The 18,483-nt window shown below is 62.1% G+C and carries 14 protein-coding genes, 1 tRNA gene and 1 pseudogene; 8 read left to right on the plus strand and 8 right to left on the minus strand.

Annotation, left to right across the window (positions count from 1 at the left end; translation table 11 throughout):
• The first annotated feature begins 286 nt into the window (after positions 1 to 286).
• On the plus strand, positions 287 to 1,420 hold the full coding sequence (locus FNV92_RS02065) for an ROK family protein (protein ID WP_143842439.1): 1,134 nt from the start codon (positions 287 to 289) through the stop codon (positions 1,418 to 1,420).
• Between the two features lie 391 nt (positions 1,421 to 1,811).
• Here the strand turns inward: FNV92_RS02065 and FNV92_RS02070 are convergent, their stop codons facing one another.
• Positions 1,812 to 2,675 carry an alpha/beta fold hydrolase gene (locus tag FNV92_RS02070; RefSeq protein WP_143842438.1) on the minus strand — a complete coding sequence of 288 codons (864 nt, stop codon included), beginning with the start codon at positions 2,673 to 2,675 and terminating at the stop codon, positions 1,812 to 1,814.
• Between the two features lie 199 nt (positions 2,676 to 2,874).
• On the opposite strand from FNV92_RS02070, the gene FNV92_RS02075 reads away from it, so the two are divergent.
• The 5 genes from FNV92_RS02075 to FNV92_RS02095 all read left to right on the plus strand — a co-directional run bounded on the left by FNV92_RS02075 (position 2,875) and on the right by FNV92_RS02095 (position 9,862).
• Positions 2,875 to 2,964: transfer RNA gene (locus tag FNV92_RS02075), tRNA-Ser, on the plus strand.
• Between the two features lie 172 nt (positions 2,965 to 3,136).
• Entirely contained in the window at positions 3,137 to 4,780 is a 1,644-nt protein-coding gene (locus FNV92_RS02080; protein WP_143842437.1) for a site-specific DNA-methyltransferase, read from the plus strand.
• Positions 4,781 to 4,789: 9 nt separating this feature from the next.
• Positions 4,790 to 7,450 carry a DEAD/DEAH box helicase gene (locus FNV92_RS02085; protein ID WP_143842436.1) on the plus strand — a complete coding sequence of 887 codons (2,661 nt, stop codon included), beginning with the start codon at positions 4,790 to 4,792 and terminating at the stop codon, positions 7,448 to 7,450.
• A 529-nt stretch (positions 7,451 to 7,979) separates the two neighbouring features.
• The gene (locus FNV92_RS02090) at positions 7,980 to 9,251 is read left to right on the plus strand and encodes a DUF2157 domain-containing protein (RefSeq protein ID WP_143842435.1); all 1,272 of its coding nucleotides are present in this window, start codon (positions 7,980 to 7,982) and stop codon (positions 9,249 to 9,251) included.
• Positions 9,248 to 9,862 (plus strand): GDYXXLXY domain-containing protein, encoded by a 615-nt coding sequence (locus FNV92_RS02095; RefSeq protein WP_143842434.1) that lies wholly within the window; start codon positions 9,248 to 9,250, stop codon positions 9,860 to 9,862. Before FNV92_RS02090 ends, FNV92_RS02095 begins: the two co-directional genes overlap by 4 nt.
• Positions 9,863 to 9,869: 7 nt before the next feature.
• On the opposite strand, the gene FNV92_RS02100 is transcribed toward FNV92_RS02095, so the two are convergent.
• From FNV92_RS02100 to FNV92_RS02110, 3 genes are all read right to left on the minus strand, one after another.
• Positions 9,870 to 10,697 (minus strand): ATP-grasp domain-containing protein, encoded by an 828-nt coding sequence (locus FNV92_RS02100; protein WP_143842433.1) that lies wholly within the window; start codon positions 10,695 to 10,697, stop codon positions 9,870 to 9,872.
• A 165-nt stretch (positions 10,698 to 10,862) separates the two neighbouring features.
• Positions 10,863 to 12,077 carry an EAL domain-containing response regulator gene (locus FNV92_RS02105; protein ID WP_143842432.1) on the minus strand — a complete coding sequence of 405 codons (1,215 nt, stop codon included), beginning with the start codon at positions 12,075 to 12,077 and terminating at the stop codon, positions 10,863 to 10,865.
• A gap of 584 nt (positions 12,078 to 12,661) precedes the next feature.
• On the minus strand, positions 12,662 to 13,825 hold the full coding sequence (locus tag FNV92_RS02110; protein WP_143842431.1) for a hypothetical protein: 1,164 nt from the start codon (positions 13,823 to 13,825) through the stop codon (positions 12,662 to 12,664).
• A 341-nt stretch (positions 13,826 to 14,166) separates the two neighbouring features.
• Here FNV92_RS02110 and FNV92_RS02115 point away from each other — a divergent pair, with 341 nt between their 5' ends.
• Positions 14,167 to 14,781 (plus strand): helix-turn-helix domain-containing protein, encoded by a 615-nt coding sequence (locus FNV92_RS02115; RefSeq protein WP_143842430.1) that lies wholly within the window; start codon positions 14,167 to 14,169, stop codon positions 14,779 to 14,781.
• A gap of 56 nt (positions 14,782 to 14,837) precedes the next feature.
• On the opposite strand, the gene FNV92_RS02120 is transcribed toward FNV92_RS02115, so the two are convergent.
• The 4 genes and pseudogenes from FNV92_RS02120 to FNV92_RS02135 all read right to left on the minus strand — a co-directional run bounded on the left by FNV92_RS02120 (position 14,838) and on the right by FNV92_RS02135 (position 17,312).
• A complete protein-coding gene (locus FNV92_RS02120; protein ID WP_143842429.1) occupies positions 14,838 to 15,086 on the minus strand; it encodes a hypothetical protein in 249 nt (82 codons plus the stop codon).
• A 98-nt stretch (positions 15,087 to 15,184) separates the two neighbouring features.
• Positions 15,185 to 15,562 carry an Hpt domain-containing protein gene (locus FNV92_RS02125; RefSeq protein ID WP_168213774.1) on the minus strand — a complete coding sequence of 126 codons (378 nt, stop codon included), beginning with the start codon at positions 15,560 to 15,562 and terminating at the stop codon, positions 15,185 to 15,187.
• Positions 15,563 to 15,717: 155 nt separating this feature from the next.
• Positions 15,718 to 16,425 carry a Crp/Fnr family transcriptional regulator gene (locus FNV92_RS02130; RefSeq protein WP_041747970.1) on the minus strand — a complete coding sequence of 236 codons (708 nt, stop codon included), beginning with the start codon at positions 16,423 to 16,425 and terminating at the stop codon, positions 15,718 to 15,720.
• 178 nt (positions 16,426 to 16,603) lie between these two features.
• A pseudogene (locus FNV92_RS02135) lies at positions 16,604 to 17,312 on the minus strand (Crp/Fnr family transcriptional regulator).
• 445 nt (positions 17,313 to 17,757) lie between these two features.
• On the opposite strand from FNV92_RS02135, the gene FNV92_RS02140 reads away from it, so the two are divergent.
• A complete protein-coding gene (locus FNV92_RS02140) occupies positions 17,758 to 18,225 on the plus strand; it encodes a response regulator (RefSeq protein WP_014439074.1) in 468 nt (155 codons plus the stop codon).
• Positions 18,226 to 18,483 lie beyond the last annotated feature (258 nt).

Here is an 18,483-nt window from a genome sequence, read left to right on the forward strand (position 1 = left end):
CTTTTTGTCAGTCGCTATGGGTTTATTGCGAGTTTTGTGCGGGCGGGAGTTATCCCTTTGAAAAACCACGCAAAAACAAGCGGCGCGAGAAACGCCCCGCGCCGGTTGTGGGACTTATAGCCGCCGAACGCCGGGAGTCAAGGAAAACTCCCGAAAACCGCCCGGATTTGAAGGATTTGGGCGGTTTGCGGCGCCGGCCGAATCCACGCCTCGCTTTGCAACCAACCGGTTCCCTCGCCGTTGTCTCCGCGAATTTGGACACGGGCAAACGGGCAAGGGGCTTTTCATGGCAACCGACGAGCTGGTCAAGACGACGACGGGCATTGCCCATCACGGTGCCGAGCGGCTGCCGTCGGTGGACGTCGACAGTTTCAACATCGAGATGAAGGACGAGGACGGTTTCCTCGGCGACCGCGCCAGCAAGGGCGCGTTCCGAGACATGCTCGACCGCTGGCGCAAACCGCTGCGCAAATCCGGCGAGGACCCGTTCGGCGACGAGCCCTCGGAGGAGATCAGCAAGAAGACCCTGGATGCCATCCTGGCCGGTGACGACATCAAGGCGACCGCGCTGGTCCACAGCGCGATCGAGGAGTTCGCCCAGGAGCTCGCTTATGTCACGCGGCGTTTCCTCAAGACCAAGGCCTGGGCCAAGACCGAGCGCATCGTCGTCGGCGGCGGCTTTCGCGACTCCAAGCTGGGCGAGCTCGCAATCGCGCGTACCGAGATCATCCTCCGGCACGAGGACATCAAGATCGAGATGGTGCCGATCCGCCATCATCCCGATGAAGCCGGCCTGCTCGGCGCGCTGCATCTGGCGCCGTCCTGGATATTCGAGGCCCATGACAGCATCCTCGCCGTCGATATCGGCGGCACCAACATCCGCTGCGGACTGGTGGAAACCAGCTGGAAGAAGGCAAAAGACCTGTCGAAGGCCAAGGTCGTGCAATCCGAGTTGTGGCGCCATGCCGACGACGAGCCGACGCGCGAAGGCGCAGTGAAGCGCCTCACCAAGATGCTGAAGGGGCTGATCACCGAAGCCGAGAAGGAAGGCTACAAGCTCGCGCCCTTCATCGGCATCGCCTGCCCCGGCGTCATCAATGCCGATGGTTCGATCGAGAAGGGCGCGCAGAACCTGCCGGGCAATTGGGAGAGCAGCAAGTTCAACCTGCCGGCGAGCCTGATCGAGGGCATCCCCGAGATCGGCGAGCACGACACCGCGATCCTGATGCACAATGACGGCGTGGTTCAGGGCCTCTCCGAGGTGCCGTTCATGCAGGATGTCGACCGCTGGGGCGTGCTCACCATCGGTACCGGCCTCGGCAACGCCCGCTTCACCAACCGCCGCAAGGACAATGGCAACGGCAAGGACAAGGATTCTGCGGAGACCGGGAAGAAAAAGGCCAAATCCGACAAGGAGTAACCTTGACTGGTTAGGTTAAGGACCGGATTGCGTTGCGGCGCACAGGGCACACGCTACGGTCGAATCGTCGCCTCACCTGGCCGGCGAAGCCGCCCTTCCCAGCCAGTATTTCAATGAGCGGCACCGGGACCGCCAGTGTTTACCGCGTCTGGCGGTCCCACCCCTGTTTCAGCATGAGATTAGGCTTCGTGGCTGCCACGACGGAGATGTGTGCCCCTTCTCCCGCTTGCGGGGGAGGGTTGGGGTGGGGGTGTCTCCGCAATCGAGACTCTTAATGTGGAGAGAGCCCCCACCCGGCGCTTCCGACCTCCCCCGCAAGCGGGAGAGGTTGAGCGAGCCCGCGGCTGCTCAAGTGCTTCAACATAAACCCCTCGGCTCAGCTTCCCCGTCTTCAGCTCCAGCCGATCCGCTGGAAGAACGCCGCGATCTCCGCGGCCGCGCGATCCGGATCTTCCCGGTGCGGGAAGTGTCCGACATCGGGAAACATCGCGACATCGACATCGCTGAACGTCTCGCCCAGCCGGTCGGTCCAGGCATAGGGAAACAGCGGATCGTGCTCGGCCCAGCGCACGCAGGTCGGCACGCCGATCGGCGGCAATTGCGGCGCCTCGCCCTTCATCATCGCCACCCGCCCGGCATGCGACGCGCGATAATGCGCAAAGCCGCCGGCAAGGTTGCCGTCTCCTAAGAAATTGTCGGCGAAGGCGTCGAGCACATCGTCGAAGGCATTCTTGCGATGCGCCCATCCCCTCAGGAAGTGGCTGATATACAGCCGGCAGCTCTCGCGGCTCGCGCCGATCAGCTGCGGCGCCATCTCCATCTGGTGAAACGACTGATACCAGATGTGGTTGAGTCTATCCGGCGCCGCCATGCGCGGCCCGATGCCGGGATAGACGAAATCGAAGAAGAACAGCCCGGCCAGTCGCCCGGGCGCCAGCCGGGCCAGCGGCTGCATCACCGCGCCGCCGACGTCATGGCCGACCACCCCGAATCGCGTGATGCCGAGCCCGTCCATCAGCGCCAGCATGTCCGCGGCATGGCCGTCCGGACCAAAAGGCCCATCCGGCTTGTCGCTGTCGCCGAAGCCGCGCAGATCGGGCGCGACAAGCATGAAGCGGTCGGCCAGCCTTGATATCACCGGCTCCCAGGTCAGCCAGAATTCCGGCCAACCATGCAGCAAAAGCAGCGGTTTGCCCCGTCCGGCCCGGACCAGGTGGAAATCGGCGCCCTTGGCCGAGATCGTCAGGTGCTCCATGGCAGTTCCTCCCGGCTAGAAGCGTTTTCAAGCGAACTGGACCCCGGTTCGCGTCAAGAAAACGCGTCAAACAAGAATCTGGCTGGTGCGGGGCTGAAACAGGCAGCGGATTTTCCCCTTTCGCGCCTTGTCTGGCCAGCCATCCTCGCCTATTAACGCCCCCAACCACAGGGGCCCTGCTCCTACCATGGCGCCTTCAGGAGAGGTGGCAGAGTGGTTGAATGCACCGCACTCGAAATGCGGCATAGGTGCAAGCCTATCGGGGGTTCGAATCCCTCCCTCTCCGCCATAATAGAACAGCGCCGTATCGTGCGAGGCGAAGAGTATTTTCGAGCCGGCATCCGACCGATTTCGCAGATCCCCCGCTAATCGAACAACACAGGCGTGATGTGGTGGCCATCGTCGCGGTGGTTGAATATGAGTGGGTGAACCGGCGGACGGTGCGGAACGAGAAGAGTTGAATGCCCATCCTGAATTGGCTCACCCGAGACGATGACATCCGCGCTGCGCGGCGTGTGCCCTACCGCTTGCTGGAGGAAACATCCGACCTTTCGGCGGGCGACCCGGCGACGGGAAACATGCTAATCCAGGGCCACAATCTCGACGCCCTCAAGGCACTTTTGCCGTTCTATGCCGGGCAGGTGAAGTGCATTTACATCGACCCGCCATTCAACACTGGGCAGGCGTTCGAGCACTACGACGACAACATCGAACACTCAATCTGGCTGGGAATGATGTACGCGCGGCTTGAGAGTTTGCGTGATCTCCTAGCACCAAACGGGACGATAGCAATTCATCTTGATGACGAAGAGCTTGCCTATCTGATCGTGATACTCGACGAGGTTTTTGGGCGAAGGAATCGGATCAATATATGCACGTTTCGTCAAGGTGCTGCCGTTGGGCACAAGGCGATCAACCCCGGCGTCGTCACAGTCTCAAACTATATCGTCATTTACGCTAGGGACAAAGCCAACGGTTGGAAACCTAACCGGGTGTTCACAAGGCGTGAGCGAGATTCGCGATATGCTTCCTATATCGAGAATTTTGAGGACGACTATGCGGAGTGGCGTCTGATTCCTCTGTCGCAAGGTTTTGCTCAGCAAACTGGCGAGACCCCGCGCGAACAGAAGAAACGTCTTGGTGATGACTATGAGGCGGAGCTTGACCGCTTCGTTCTTGCAAATCCGGATCGTGTTGTTCAGCCCGTGCCGCCCGCCTATGACGGTGTTGGACAGGAAACGCGAGATTTGATTGATAAATCAAGGAATGAACCGGATCGCGTATTTCTGCAGATTCGGCAGGGGTACTCGAATATCTATATTAGGAATGGAAAGCGGTGGCTATTTTATCGCGAGAAGCTGAAAGAAATTGATGGAGAGTTGGTGTCGGGAGAGCCGCTAACCAACATCTGGGATGATCTTTTGTCAAACAACCTTCACAATGAAGGTGGCGTTTCTTTCCCAAAAGGCAAAAAGCCCGAAGCCCTCATAAAGAGAGTACTTGAGCTGTTTACAGCACCTGGTGATCTCGTTCTCGATTCCTTCCTCGGCTCAGGCACCACGGCGGCCGTGGCGCACAAAATGGGTCGCCGGTACGTCGGCATCGAGATGGGCGAGCACGCTGTTACCCACTGCGTGCCACGGCTGAAGAAGGTGATCGAGGGCGAACAGGGCGGCATCTCGGAAAGCGTCGGCTGGAAGGGCGGGGGCGGCTTTCGCTTCTATCGGCTCGGCCCGCCGGTTTTCGACGAGGAAGGCCATATTCGGCCGGATATCGCGTTCCCGTTGCTGGCCGCGCATATCTGGTTTAGCGAGACCGCGACGCCTCGGACTACGACGCGACGTACGCCATTCCTTGGCATTTACAACGGACGCGCGTTCGCGCTGCTATATAACGGCATCCTCGGCGACAAACGTCCTGAGGGCGGCAATGTGCTGACGCGCGCGACGCTGGCGCTGATCCGCGCCGCAATCGCAAAGGCCGATCCCTCCTTCGCGGGACCAGTCACGGTTTATGGCGAACAATCTCGCATCACAGCACCTACGTTGGAACGCGAGGCCGTGACGTTCAAACAGACGCCTTACGACGTCAAAGCGCGGCGCTGAGGTCCGGTCATGAAGCTCAAGCAGTATCAGACCGACACGCTCGACATCCTTCGCCGCTTTCTGGAAGAGGCGCGCGTCGCCGGCCCGAAGAACGCCTATGACACTGCTACCAAAACGCCGGAGCTAGCCAAAAGGCTGGGGCGCTACCGGACCGACTATACGGCGCTCGATGGCCTTCCGGGCGCGCCCTATGTCTGCTTGCGGCTGCCGACCGGTGGCGGCAAGACCGTCCTCGCCGCGAACGCCATCGGTGTGGCGCGCGACGCCTGGGTGGAGAAGGATTACCCGCTGGTGTTGTGGCTGGTGCCGTCGAACACCATCCGTCTGCAGACGGTCGAGGCGCTGCGCAATACACGTCATCCCTACCGCCAGGCGCTCGACGACCAGTTTGAGGGCCGGGTGCGCGTTTTCGATATCGCCGATTTCACGACGATCCGGCCGCACGATATCCGCGATAACGCTTGCATTGTCGTCGGTACGATCCAAACGCTGCGGGTGAACAACACAGAAGGCCGCAAGGTCTACGCCCACAATGAGAACATGGAGCCCCATTTCAGCTCGGTTCCAAAGACCATGGCGGGGCTGGAGCAGGTGAATGGCTCTACAGAGGCGACCGGAAACCCGCGCTTTTCATTCGCCAATCTGCTGCACATCCATCGCCCGCTGATGATCGTGGACGAGGCCCACAACGCCGTCACCGGGCTAACACGCGATATGCAGGCGCGCGTCAATCCCTGCGCCATCATTGAGTTCACTGCGACCCCGCGCTTCAACTCGAACATCCTGTACAGCGTCACCGCGCAGGAATTGAAGGCAGCGGAGATGATCAAGCTGCCGATCATCCTGGCCGAGCACGATAGCTGGCAAACTGCAGTCAACGGCGCGATCGCGAGCCGTGCGGTACTCGCGGAGGCGGCTAAAGGGGAGGCAGACTACATTCGCCCCATCGTTCTGTTCCAGGCGCAACCGAAGAACCAGGAGGTGACGGTCGAGGTGCTGAAGAAGCATCTAATGGATGTGGAGCAGATCCCCGAGGACCGGATTGCGATCGCCACCGGTGATCAGCGTGAACTGGACGGCATCGATCTGTTCGACCCCACATGCCGCATCGAATACATCATTACCATCGAGGCCCTGAAAGAGGGCTGGGATTGCTCCTTCGCCTATGTGTTCTGTTCGGTCTCACGCATCCAGAGCGCAACCGATGTGGAGCAGTTGCTCGGCCGGGTGCTGCGGATGCCCTACGCGCAGCGTCGCAAAGATGACGCCCTGAATCGGCCATATGCGCATGTTTCGGAGCCATCATTTGGCGTCGCCGCATCGGCGTTGGCGGATAAGCTGGTTGCGATGGGCTTTGACGAGCAGGAAGCCAAGGACATCATCGAGCCGGCGCAAGGCCATCTGGACGATACTGGCCTATTCGCGCCGCGCGAAAGGCCCGCCCCGGTGTTCCGCCACCGTGTCACCGCGAGCCCTGATGTGATTGCCGCTCTTGCTTCGGTCGGTATCGAAAAGAACATATCGGTTGTTGCCAAGGAAGGCGGCACGGTTGAGATCGCCGTGACAGGCCGTGTCGCGCCGGAGCTTGAAGCGGCGATTGCCGCCACCATCCCGGCCCAAGCGCGAGAAGGTTTCGCGGAGGCCGTCCAGAAATATCGTGTCGAGATCAGGGACCAACTCACGCCTGCCGAGCAGGGTGAAATTTTCCGCGTGCCGCGGCTGCTCACGGAAATTCAGGGCAGCTTCGAGTTTGCCGATCCCGATGTGTTCATGGAATTTCATGACTGGTCGCTGGTCTCCCATCCCGCGCGGCTAGATGAGGCTGCATTCGCCATTCGCGAGACGGCGCGGAGCTTTGAAATCGATGTGGACGGCAACCGTGTCGCCTACCAGTTCGCTAGCGAGGATGAACAACTCGCACTCGACGTCGATGTGGAAGGATGGTCGCCGCAAAATCTCGTCCTGTGGCTGGACCGCCAGTTGCGTCAGCCGGATATCAACCAGTCTGACCTCCTGAAATGGCTGACCGATGCTGTCGGTCATCTGATCGGCCCGCGTAAAATTCATATCGCAGCGCTGATGCGGACGAAATTCATTTTGGCGCGCAAGCTACGCGAACGCCTCGCCTCTGCTCGTTTGACAGAGCAGCAGTCGGTCTACCAACGTTATCTTTTTGCGCCGGACGCCCGCGTTCAAGTGTCTTTCGACAACGGCTTCCAGTTCCGCGACGGCATGTACCGTGACGTAAAGAAGCAGCGCGGTGGGCGATGGAAGCCGCGCAAACACTTCCTGGGGGCCGATGGCTTGCCTGCGTTCGATGGTGTCGAAGACGGCGAGGAATTCCAATGCGCACAGGCCATCGATAGCCTGCCTGAAGTAAAGTTCTGGCTACGGAATGTTGCGAAGAATGCCGAGTCATTCTGGCTGCCAACAGCCGCAGGTAAGTTCTATCCCGACTTCGTGGCTCAGCTCCACGATGGCCGCATGATCGTGATCGAGTACAAGGGCGCTCTGTTAGCCGGCGGCGGCGTGGATGACACGAACGAGAAGCGGGCTATCGGCCGTTTGTGGGAGCAGAGTAGCGGCGGGAATTGTTTGTTCCTTACCGTCGAAAAGCAGCTTGGCGACCGGGATATGCGTGGGCAGCTTCAGGATAAGATTGGTGGATGAGCGCGCAAAACGCCCTGATTCGAAATCAGCAAAGATGCTGCCCTCGACGATCGTTAGATGATACACGTTCGCCGCTGGGGGGCGATGGGCCACGCGGCCTGCAACGGGCTCGGCATCGATCACACACCTTGCAATGATGGCATTGTGCCGGTGTTTTGCCCGACGTGTCAAATGGTGGGCGACGTCATCGGGCATCTGCCGACGCTACGACCGCCGCTCGCTTTGCCGACCTCCGGAGCGCAATCGGAATCAAGTGACGGTGTCGGCGCAACAAGCTCCAGCACCGATTCCAACTCACCGCCATCGGTTTGCGCCACCCCCCGAATTTCTCCAGCGCTTCAAACGCTTCGTCGCATCCGGCGAGTGCCGCGGGTGAAACCGCCGTCTACTGTGCATGGGGTTGTTTTCGACCTTTTTGTTGCCTGGCCTTAGAAACCTCGCGCAAAGCAGTGCCAGCTTGAACCTGCTACCCTTGCGGTCCGACCAACAGCATCCTGCCAGCCGGCAGTGATACAGGTGATTCACCACGATGTTCGACAAGACCTACCGGCAGCGCCTCGAAGCTGATCTGGCGCAATGGGAGGCCGATGGTGTGATCGCGCCGGCGGCGGCGCTCTCCATCCGCAATGCGTTGCCGCCGCTGGCGCCCGGCATCAACATCGCGGTGGTCGTCGGCATCGTCGGCGGGCTGCTGATCGCAGCCGCCTTCCTGGCCTTCGTCGCTGCGCACTGGACCGAGATCGCGCGGCTGCTGCGGTTCGCGATCCTGCTCGCCGGCATGATCATCGCGGGCGGCCTCGGGGCGTGGTTCGCCGCGACCGGCCGCAGCGTACTGGCCGATCTCTGCGCCAGCATCGGCGCCATCATCTTCGGCGCGGGCATCGCGCTGGTCGGGCAGATGTATCATCTCGGCGACGATTTTGCCGGCGGCATGCTGCTGTGGTCGATCGGCGCGTTTGCCACCGCACTGCTGACCGGCTCGCGCGGCGCGCTCGCGGTCGGCCTCGTCGCCGCCTGCATCTGGAGCTGCATGCGCATCCATGATGCGCCGGATGTGCTGCATCTTCCGTTCGTGATGGTCTGGCTGATCGCCGCCGCGCTTGCGCTGGCGTGGAATTCCCGCGTCGCCGCCCACCTCGCCGCGCTGGCCGTGCTGCCGTGGTGGATCGCGACGTCGGTTCGATTCGACTTCGACGGCGCCCAGCCGTCCTTCCTGCTCGCGAACGGCGCGGCGCTGCTGTTCGGCGCCGGGCTCGCGATCGCGGCTGTGCCGTCGCCGCGGGCGCTCCGGCTCGGGAGCGTTCTGTCGATCTACGGTGCGTTTGCGCTGGCCGTGGTCGCTTTCCTGGAGGTGACGACGGTCGACGATCTCTTCCGCTTCAGCACCCGAACGGAGTCGGCCCAGCCGCTATGGGCGATCCTGTGCGGGGCTGCGGGCGTGATCCTTGCCCTCGGGTCCGCCGCGCTTACCAGGCGCGCAGGTGAAGTTCTGGCGGGATGTTCGATCGGGCTCGTCCTGCTCGCCGCGCCGATCTGGCCGGCCTCCGCGGCCGGCGAGCCGTGGTTCGCCTATGCCGCGCTGCTCTGCGCCATGCTGTGCCTCGTCGTCTCCGGCATGCTCGATGATGTCCGCCCGCGCATCGTCGCCGGCTGGCTCGGCATCGCCGGCGTCGTCGCGGGCATCACCTGGGCAGTGAAGGGCTCGCTGCTGCGCCGCTCGGCCTTCCTTGCCGCGGCCGGCATCGTCGCCGTCGTGTTTGCCACCGCGCTCAATCGCGCGCTGCCGGGGGCTGGGCGATGAACGAGATGATCACGTCCGTCGCAAGGCTCTGGCAGCGCATCCCGAAAGCCGTGCTGTTCGGGGCCGCCATCCTGCTGCAATGTGTTCTGCTGGTCCTGATGGTCGCCGATCGCATGCAGATCCTGCGCGAAGGCCGCGAGGTGACCCTGCAGACCCAGCCGGTCGATCCCCGTGATCTCCTGCGCGGCGACTATGTCGTGCTGCAGTACGACATCTCGCAGTTGCCGGCAGGCGCGCTTGCCGGCACGCCGGCCGCCGAGCGCCACCCCGTCGTGTTCGTCAAGCTCGCGCCCAACGCCAACGGGCTCTACGAGGCCGTCTCGGTGCATGCCGCACCTGTCCCGGTCACCGCTCCCGAAGTGCTGATCCGCGGCCGTGTCGCCTATTATGGTGGATCCTGCGGCACGGGCCGGCAGACCTTCTGCGAAAAGCTCGTGATCAAATACGGCCTCGAAAGCTACTTCGTGCCGGAAGGCGAGGGCAGGAAGCTCGAGCAGGCCCGCAACGCGCAGAAGCTGCGCGTGGTCGCCTCCGTGCTGCCCTCAGGCCGCGCCGCCATCAAGCGTCTGCTGCTCGACGGCTCGCCGGTGTATGAGGAGCCGTTGTACTAGCTACAGGTCATTTCCGGCGCGTCTTCAGTGCGCGCCGCAGCACATTCCACACCCGCGAATCGCTTAGACCCAGGCTGCGGAGATACGCGTCGAGATACCGGTCGATATCGCGTGTCAATGAAGCGCCGACGCGCGGGTTGATTTCCAGCAGCATCGGCCGGCCGTTGTCCATCTTGTAGTCGATGCAACACGTCCCGCAGTAGCCGGTTTTCGTCAGGAGCCTTGCAAAGACGGCGAGGTAATCATCAGGCGGGAGATAAACGATGCTCTCCGGCGCGGCCTTTTCTCCCTTGATCCGGCTCGCTGAGCCCATCTCGTATTTCACGGTTTGGGCGTATTCGACCGTATTGTCGACCATCAGGATATGCACCGCGTATTCCTCGCGGCCGTACACGTAGGCCTGACGGAAATAGTCCGAAGAGGCCACCAGTTCTGCCAGCATCCGCTCGTCCTCGACATTGCGGATGACAAAGGAATTCCGACCCCACTCGTCCCGGCGTCGTTTGAGAATATAGGGAAACTGATCGGAGTTGCTTTCGCGCAGCGGCGGCACCAGCGCGGCAAATTCGCTGTCGAGCAGGAAGCGGTTCAACGAAAGCTTGTCGTCACAGAGTTTGACGTGGTCCGGGTGCGGCGACCAGAATTTCCTTCCCCAGTAGCCTTCGTTCCACCGGACCTCGTCATAGTCGGGCAAGTCCAGTGGTACGACGCAATCGAAACGGGAAATATCAGTCGTGCGAAGTTCGCCGAACGTGCAGTCGAAACGGGCGTGATTGGCGTGAGTGGAGATTTCCCGAGCCCGATCGGCCTGCTTGCCAAATCTGACGTGCCACATCAGCGCGGATCTCTCCGATTACGTCGGAAGTTGACATTACGATCTTCGGTCGAGTCCCATTTGGACACTGCGTGGGTTTAGATTGAATCCATCGTTGAAAGCAATGCTTCCGGATGGTCGATTGGTGGGTGCAATCGCCGCTCGGGCCAGGCCTTAGGCCGCATCTCACGCCTGTCCCATCACCGTCTTCGTCAGCGAGCCTCTTGCAAACTTCTTCAGCGGCATCGGCTTGCCGAACAGAAAGCCTTGCACGAGGTCGAAGCCGAGCTCGTTCGCGGACACGAGGTCGGCGCGACTCTCAACGCCCTCGGCGACGGCGTGCACGCCATAGCCATGTGAGAGCTCGACGATGTGACGGCACACCGTGCGCTTGAGGCGGTCACTGCCGCTGCCGGTGACGAAGTGCCGGTCGGCCTTGAGCTTGATGAAGGGAATCTTGTCCAGATCCATCAGCGACGGCCAGTTGGCGCCGAGATTGTCGACCGACAGGCCGATATTGTGCAGCCGCACCTCGCGCGCGACCTCGGCCAGGAGATCGAGTTCGCGGATTGCCTCCTCGCTGTCGATCTCGATCGTCAGTCCGCCGAAGGCCGGATGCGTCGGCACGCGGCGGCAGAGATCTCGCACGGCCTGCGGCTCCTTCAGATACGACGCAGGCAGGTTGATCGAGAGATCGACCGGGCTCTGCTGCTCCAGCAGATAGTGCCAGTCCTGCACAGCGCGCTCGATCACGAACTCCGAGAGGTCGCGCAGGTGCGGATCGTGCTCTTCGGGGATGAAATAGGCCGGCGGCACCACGCCCCAGGTCGGATGCCGCATCCGCACCAGCGCCTCGGCGCCGCAGCGAATCAGCGTGCGCGCGTCGATCTTGGGCTGGTACCAGAGCTCGAGCCAGCCGGCATGCAGTGCCTCGCCGACATGCACGGCCGGGCTCGGCGCCGGCTCGTCCGGCAGCAGCATCGCGACGCGATCGCGCAGCGTCTCCGCGGCAAAGGGCGTCGTCAGCGGCGGCAGCATCGCAAGGCCATATTCCTCGCCGACCTGCTGCACCGCCCTGACGATGATCGACTCGCGGGCGCCCACGGCCAGGACCTTGCCGTCGAACGCCTCGCGCACCAGCGTCTCCAGAAACTGTCCGGGCTCGATGCCGTCGGCAGCAATGCCGAGCAGGATCAGGTCCGGCAGGTCGCTCGTCAGCACGGCCTGCAGCTCGTCGGCGCTGGCGCATTCGCTGGTGACGAAGCCGAGATCCTCCAGCACCTCCGCGAGGAAGGCGCGCAGATGGCGCTTGCCGTCGGCGACGCATGCGCGCGGCGTTACCTTCCGCCGTCCGAAGGTCTTTGGCCTTCGCCCGGCGAGCTCAACAATTTCATCGTTCATCGCAAACCACTCCCGTTCCGCGACCGGTGTTAGCGATGGGAGCAGTTTCAAATATGGAGGGCTTCAGCCGATCGTCGAATTATCTGGGTAACGTTAAAGCCCGCATCACTTCTAAAATTGTCCGGGTCTCGTTGCAGAAGTTTTTACGTCTGCCCGCGTGCCGGCGCGCCGGCATGTGACAATCATGTGAGATTTTCGTGCGGCGCAGTTTTCCAGCGCGTGTGCGCACTGTCCTGCAATTGGACGGGGCAGGACGCGCTTTGCCCAATTGAATAATGCCCGCCTCAATTGCTGGTCGTCTTGTCGTGCTGAACGGTGCGGCCCCCTGGTCGGCAGACTCATTTCACGCGATGCGTCGTTACGCGTGACGGATCCGCGACGACGCGTCCGGGCGTGTGGGCGCAAATGTGAAATACATCACATGCGTATTGCTGCACCTGCGCTAATGCTCCGCGCAGCCGGTGGTGGGCTGTCGAGGACTACAGCTATGTCGATGCGGCGAATGATGTATTGGTGGTTCAGATTCGTGCTGTCAGGGCGATTTCTCGATCGCTTCCTGTGCCTGCCGCGTTAGCTGTGCAGTGTCAGGTCTGCCCGATCAATTTGCGAAACGCCGCCGCGCCATCCTGCACCGCGTCGCGTCCCTTCCAGGCCAGATAGGACAGCTTGCCGCCAAGCGTGTCGTGATTGCGCAGCCGGCGTGAGCCGAGAATGTGTCCGACATTGGCCGGGAAGCGGCTGACCTCGGCGGACACCAGCGTCGCGATCGCGTCCATCAATTGCTGCAGCCGGACACCCCATTCGCAGCGCTCGATGCCATCGATGCGGACCTTGAGCGCATATTCGGTGTCGTAGATTTCGGTGAGCAGGTCGCGGGCGACCAGCACCCGGTTGTGCCGGAGCGCGACCCTGAGAGCGAGGCGCTTGTCGTCGAGCCGGTCGAGCACCATGGCAACGACGCAGGCATAGGGCGTGGCGGCGACGTCGGACGCGCTCTTGCTTGCCGCGGCTTTGGTGGCGAGGCGCACCAATTGCCATGAGGTCTTGAGGCGCCTCGCCACCAGCGTCAGCGCGAAGGGCAGCGCCTCGGGATGGGACTTCTTGAAGGCGTCGAGCTGTGCCGTGATCTGGGCAACCTGGCCGTCGTCGAACTTCGCGATTGTCGCGGGCAGCTTCTCGTTGAACTTCGGCAGCGCGTCGCCGGCGCGCAGCACATGTTGCATCTTCTTGACGTCGTCGAAGGCGGTGCGCGAAGCCGTGTACTGCGCGAGCTTGGCACGCGCGAACTCGGTGCTCTCCGCTGATGCGAGGGTATTCTCGAGGACCTTGATGACCTTGGTCTGGAAGGCCGAGGCGGTCTTCAGCACTTCCTTCGGGTTGTTGGCTGCGACCTGGTCGTTGATCGCCTTGATGTAGTCGCGCGCCATGGTCGGCAGCAGGTCGCGGCAGATCCACTCCCAGATCGGGGTGAGCGTGTTGCGCGAGATCCGCCCCATATTGGGATGCTCAGGCGCGCCGTCGATCAGCAGCAGCTCGAGCGGGGCGAAGAAGTAGCGTGAGGGGCTGGTGGCGCGCGCCTGGGTCGATCCGTCCTTGCGGAACTCGGCGCGCAAGCGGGCCTGGACGGCGGCCGAGCCCGGCATGTCGATGCCGCACAGCTCGAGCCGCTCGAGCTCGCTGAGCAGACAGCTGCGCGACAGCGGCGTCAGCTTTTGCAAGAACTCGGATAGCTGGTCGATGTCGTTCATGGCACGCAATCTTCCGCAACGATTCCAGCAGACCTACCGGCCTAATGCGTGGAGGCATTTGCGCGCTCTCAATCGTGACATAGAGAAGCAAGTCGCCGTTAATTTATCCGTAAAATTCGGGGCCCGCGGACGTCCGGTCTGGAGGTGACGGTTAAGGAGGCTTTCGCCTGATTGCCGATGATCTGGGCAAATTCATCAACCCTGACATAGTCGAGGGTGCCAGCCCACAAGCACAAATTGTGCCTTCTCCAACTTTTTAGCACAGAACTGCCAAAATTACCGTAGTCTTACGGAGAAAAAAGTTAACCACAGAATGCCCTGAGTTCCGCTAAACGAATCACATGGCGTCACAGAACGATACGGCCACTGATTCGCGGCCGTCGGAATGGTTCGAAAGCAGCACTGCTCCGACCGAAGAGCTCGACTACGTTCGCCTGAATGCGGCTCGCGCCAAGGCCGCCGACGAAATGGCCGCTGCCATCGCCCGTGAACTCAACGGCCCCCTGACCGCGCTTCTGCTCTACATGGGCGAGATCAAGCATCACAGCGATCAGCTCGCGCCCGTGACGGGCGAGCGCGCCTATCTGCAGCGGGTGATCGAGAACGCGCTGGCGCAGACCGAGCGCGTTTGCGGCGTGGTCAAGCAGCTTGCCGGTCCTCACAAGGCCGGCTTGCCGATCCCGTCCAGAACCGAGGGCGCCGAAACGCAGGTCGTCCGTGCACCGCAGCCGCAGCGTACGCCTAACGCGGAGTTGTCGGGCCAGAAGCGGCTGACCAAGCGCGAACGCGAGGTGCTGAGGCTGATCAGCGAGGGCTACTCGAACAAGCAGGGCGCGCTGCGGATGCAGATCAGCCCGCGTACCTTCGAGAGCCATCGCGCCGAGGCGATGCGCAAGCTAGGTGCGCGCAACACCGCGGACCTCGTCCGTGCGGCGCTGCTCTATTCGATCGATTGAAGGTCAGTTGTTGCGCCGCCGCTTGCGGGGCAGGCCGGCTCCGAACCCGCTCGCGCTCAGAGATAGTCCTCGGCGAAGGGACGCAACCGCGAGCCGGGCCGCAGCGGCTTGATCGCTTCCTTCGGCGCGTTCGGGATGATCGTGATGGTCCAGCGCGGAGGGGTGCTCGATTCCTGCTCCAGCACCGAGCGCACGAAGCCTGTCACCGTCGACTCGCCTGCCTTCACCGTGGCCATCCGGCCGTTGAACTGGGCGATGCGGAAGCGGCGAACCTCTTTCTGGTCCGCGGTCTCGTAGGTGAACATGGAAACCCTCCTGGTTTCCGGTGAATATCGCCGCCCATGATTAGCCATCTGTGAAAATCCCAAACCGTAGAAGTACGGCGGGTTTTGCACGCGTTTCGCTAGTCCTGCGGCTCCTGGACGCGCCCGGCGGCATAGGCGGCATCCATCAGATCGAGGAGATCGCAGAATTCGGTCTCGCCGAGCGCCTCTGCGGACGCCTCCAGTCGCAACGCCAGCGCTGCCAGCCTGAGATAGCCGAACGTTCCGGCCGCGCTCTTTAGCGAATGCGCTTCGCGCGCGATCCTGGCGTGGTGTTGCGCGAGCGGGAGCGTGCGGAACAATTGCAGGCGCGCGCTGGTCTCGCTCCAGAACACGGCTCGAACTTCGCTGGCACCGTCGTCGCCGATCTCGCGCACCAGGGCCTGGTATGCGCCGGGCTCGCGCGCGGGTTCGGCATCGAGCGCCATCTGCGCGGGTGCGACGGTCTCTTCAAGCATGGCCTTGTCGATCTTGATCACGGTTGGTCTGTCGCGCCGCCCGTCCGGCGCGATGCTCGCCCATGTCTACGACATTCGGATTTCAGTTCCGGTAGCAGGACAGCAGGTGTTTGCGGGCTGGCGTTAGCTGCCGGTTTACCACGCGGCCCCGCCGGTCAGCGCGCCCCGAGCAGCCGGTCGTACTGGCCCTTCACGGTGGCGTAACATTCGCACGCCGTCTGGCGCAGGCCCTCCAGGTTGAGGATCTGGATGTGCCCGCGGCTGTAGTGGATGAAATTCGCCTGCTGCAACGTATTGGCGACCAGTGACACGCTGTTGCGCCGCGCCCCGATCATCTGCGCCATCACCTCCTGGGTCAGCAGCAGCCGGTAGTCGCCCGACAGGTCATGGGTGTGCAGCAAGCAGCGCGACAGGCGCGATTCCACCGGGTGGGCGGCGTTGCACCCTGCGGTCTGCTGGACCTGGGCGTAGACCGCCAGCCCGTGGCGTGTGAGCAACGTCCGCAGGGTGCTGCTCTGGTCGGCTATGACTCGCAACCGGTCGAGGTCCATCACGGAGGCGGCGCCCGGAACCAGCACGATCGCCGTGTTCAGCGCGCAGGCGTCGCCCATGATCGAGAGCGTGCCAAGCAGGCTGTCGCGGCCGACCATGGCGACCTGCACATGTTCGCCCTTGGCGAGTTTCACCACCAGCGAGATGACGCCGCGGTGGGGAAAGTAGGCGCGCTTGAGCGTTTCGCCGGTTTCGACCAGGACCGCTTCATGCGGCAGATCAATCGTGCGCAGATGCGGGCGGATCAACTCGTAATCGTCCGCCGACAACGCAGACAGGAAACCGTTGGATGGGCGCACGATCGTTTCCAAAGCTGCCTCCCGTCTCGTCAGCGAAGCGGAGTTCGACGATCCCTTGCACTGGTAAGTTTCATCATGTTCACGTCGGGATATATTGGCAATTGGTACTTTGTTATCCGGGTAATTACGCAATCGTCAGATACTGCCTGTGTGCACGGCGGCATGCAGCCGGGGAGGGGCTCCGCCAGCGTCATTGCCGGATTCCGATCAAGGCTGCGTGGCGGGCCCTCGCGATCGCATGACAATGACAGGACGTCGTCTCCAACGCGGGCAGGTCGATGATCTCGATCTGGCCGCGGGTGTAGTGAATGATGCCGGCGCGTTGGAGTGCGTTTGCGACGAGGGAAATCGCGTTGCGCCGTACGCCTATCATCTGCGCCAGTGCCTCCTGAGTCAGCGGGAGGATCTTGCTGTCGGAGAGGTCGTGTGCGCGCAACAGCCAGCGCGCCAGCCGGGCTTCGACCGGATGCAGCGTATTGCAGAGCAACGATTGCTGCGCGTGCGCGAGCATGACTTGTTCATGGCGAATCATCAGGCTGCGGAACCGCGCGCTCGCGGTGGCGACCGCGCGGAAAGCCGCGATCTCCAGCATTGCCGCAGCGCCTGGGAACAGCACGATGGCGTCTGCCGGAGCGACGCCATCGGCGAGTGCCGCCCCGCCGCCCACGACGCTGTCGCGACCCAGCATGGCAACCTCGATCATCTGTCCTTCGGAAAGGCCCCACCGTGATCGAGACGGATCCGCTGTGCGGGAAGTAGGCGTGGCGTAACGTCGCGCCAGCTTCTCCCAAGGCAGCCCCCCTGACCAATTCAACCGTTACCAAGTGGGGGCGCAGCAGATCGAAGTCTGCAACGTCGAGCATTTGCAGCAACTGGTTTGGCGGCTGGCTTGCGCTCATGCGAGATCCATCTGGTGCGTTCATCGACAAATCGATGCCGCGCATCATCTTCGTGATCCAGTTGCACATTGATCCAAGAATATTGTAAAGGTTGTAGTGTCGTCCATATACCCGTTGGGAGGCAGACAGACCGTCTCATTTACGGCGGAAATGAGAATGGCGCGCTGATTCGCTCATGAACTCGGAGCGCCCGTCCCGTTCTGGTCGACGGGATAAAGCGGCAAGGGGGGCCATCGTGAGCCGGAAGCATCGCATCCGTGCCGTCATCGCGCGCCGGCCGACACATGCGGCCATACTTCTCAAGCGAGCATTTCAGTCATCAGGGACCGGTCTGCAACGCGGCTTCGCGGCGCCGCGAATGTCGCATCCCCTTCCCCCAATTTTTTGACGCGGTCGGCGACGTTTGCGGTCATCAATGTTTCGATCCCAGCCAGAGGAGAACGGCGTGCCCCACGGTTCAATTCTTGAATCGCCAAAACGGGAAGCTCAAACGGGGACGGGAGATCTGCACCATATTCTCGTTGTCGACGACGATCCGATGGTGTGCATGGCCATCGAGATCTATCTCCAGCGGAATAATTTCCAGGTGACGATCGCCGAAGGAGGAGAAGCCGGATTGCGCGCTCTTGAAAACGGGCGATTTGATCTCATGATGATCGACATTTTTATGCCCCACATGCGAGGTTTCGAGTCGATTCGGATCTTCCACGAGCGCGCGCCGGCCATTCCGCTCATCGCGATGTCCGGCTACGCCTTCGCGAATCTGAACTCGCCCGCTCCCGACTTCCTCCGAATGGCGCTGGAGCTCGGTGCGGCGCGTTGCCTTCGCAAGCCGTTCACGCCGGATGCGTTGCTCGCCGCGATCAATAATTGCCTTGCCGAGCACCGCGCCGCTGCCGCGCGACTGGGTTAGCGCGTTATCAATCGCGACTTCCGCGAAATAAGTTTCCGTTTACCGCAAGCGCGTGTCTTGCGCATTTCTACGAGCGGCGGCGAGAGCGTTTCTGATTGCGCGTGATTTGATTCAATTCGCGCGGTCCGTGCATATGCTGCCGCGATAACAGGATTTTTCGGGCAGATCGAAACGCCGTTATCGGTGCGTTTACCTAGGGCGCCGATGCGAGAGATGTCGCACTTCTCCTGCCGGAAAACGCTATCGGATGCGATCAAA

It is taken from the genome of Bradyrhizobium cosmicum, from assembly GCF_007290395.2.
GTDB lineage: Bacteria > Pseudomonadota > Alphaproteobacteria > Rhizobiales > Xanthobacteraceae > Bradyrhizobium > Bradyrhizobium cosmicum.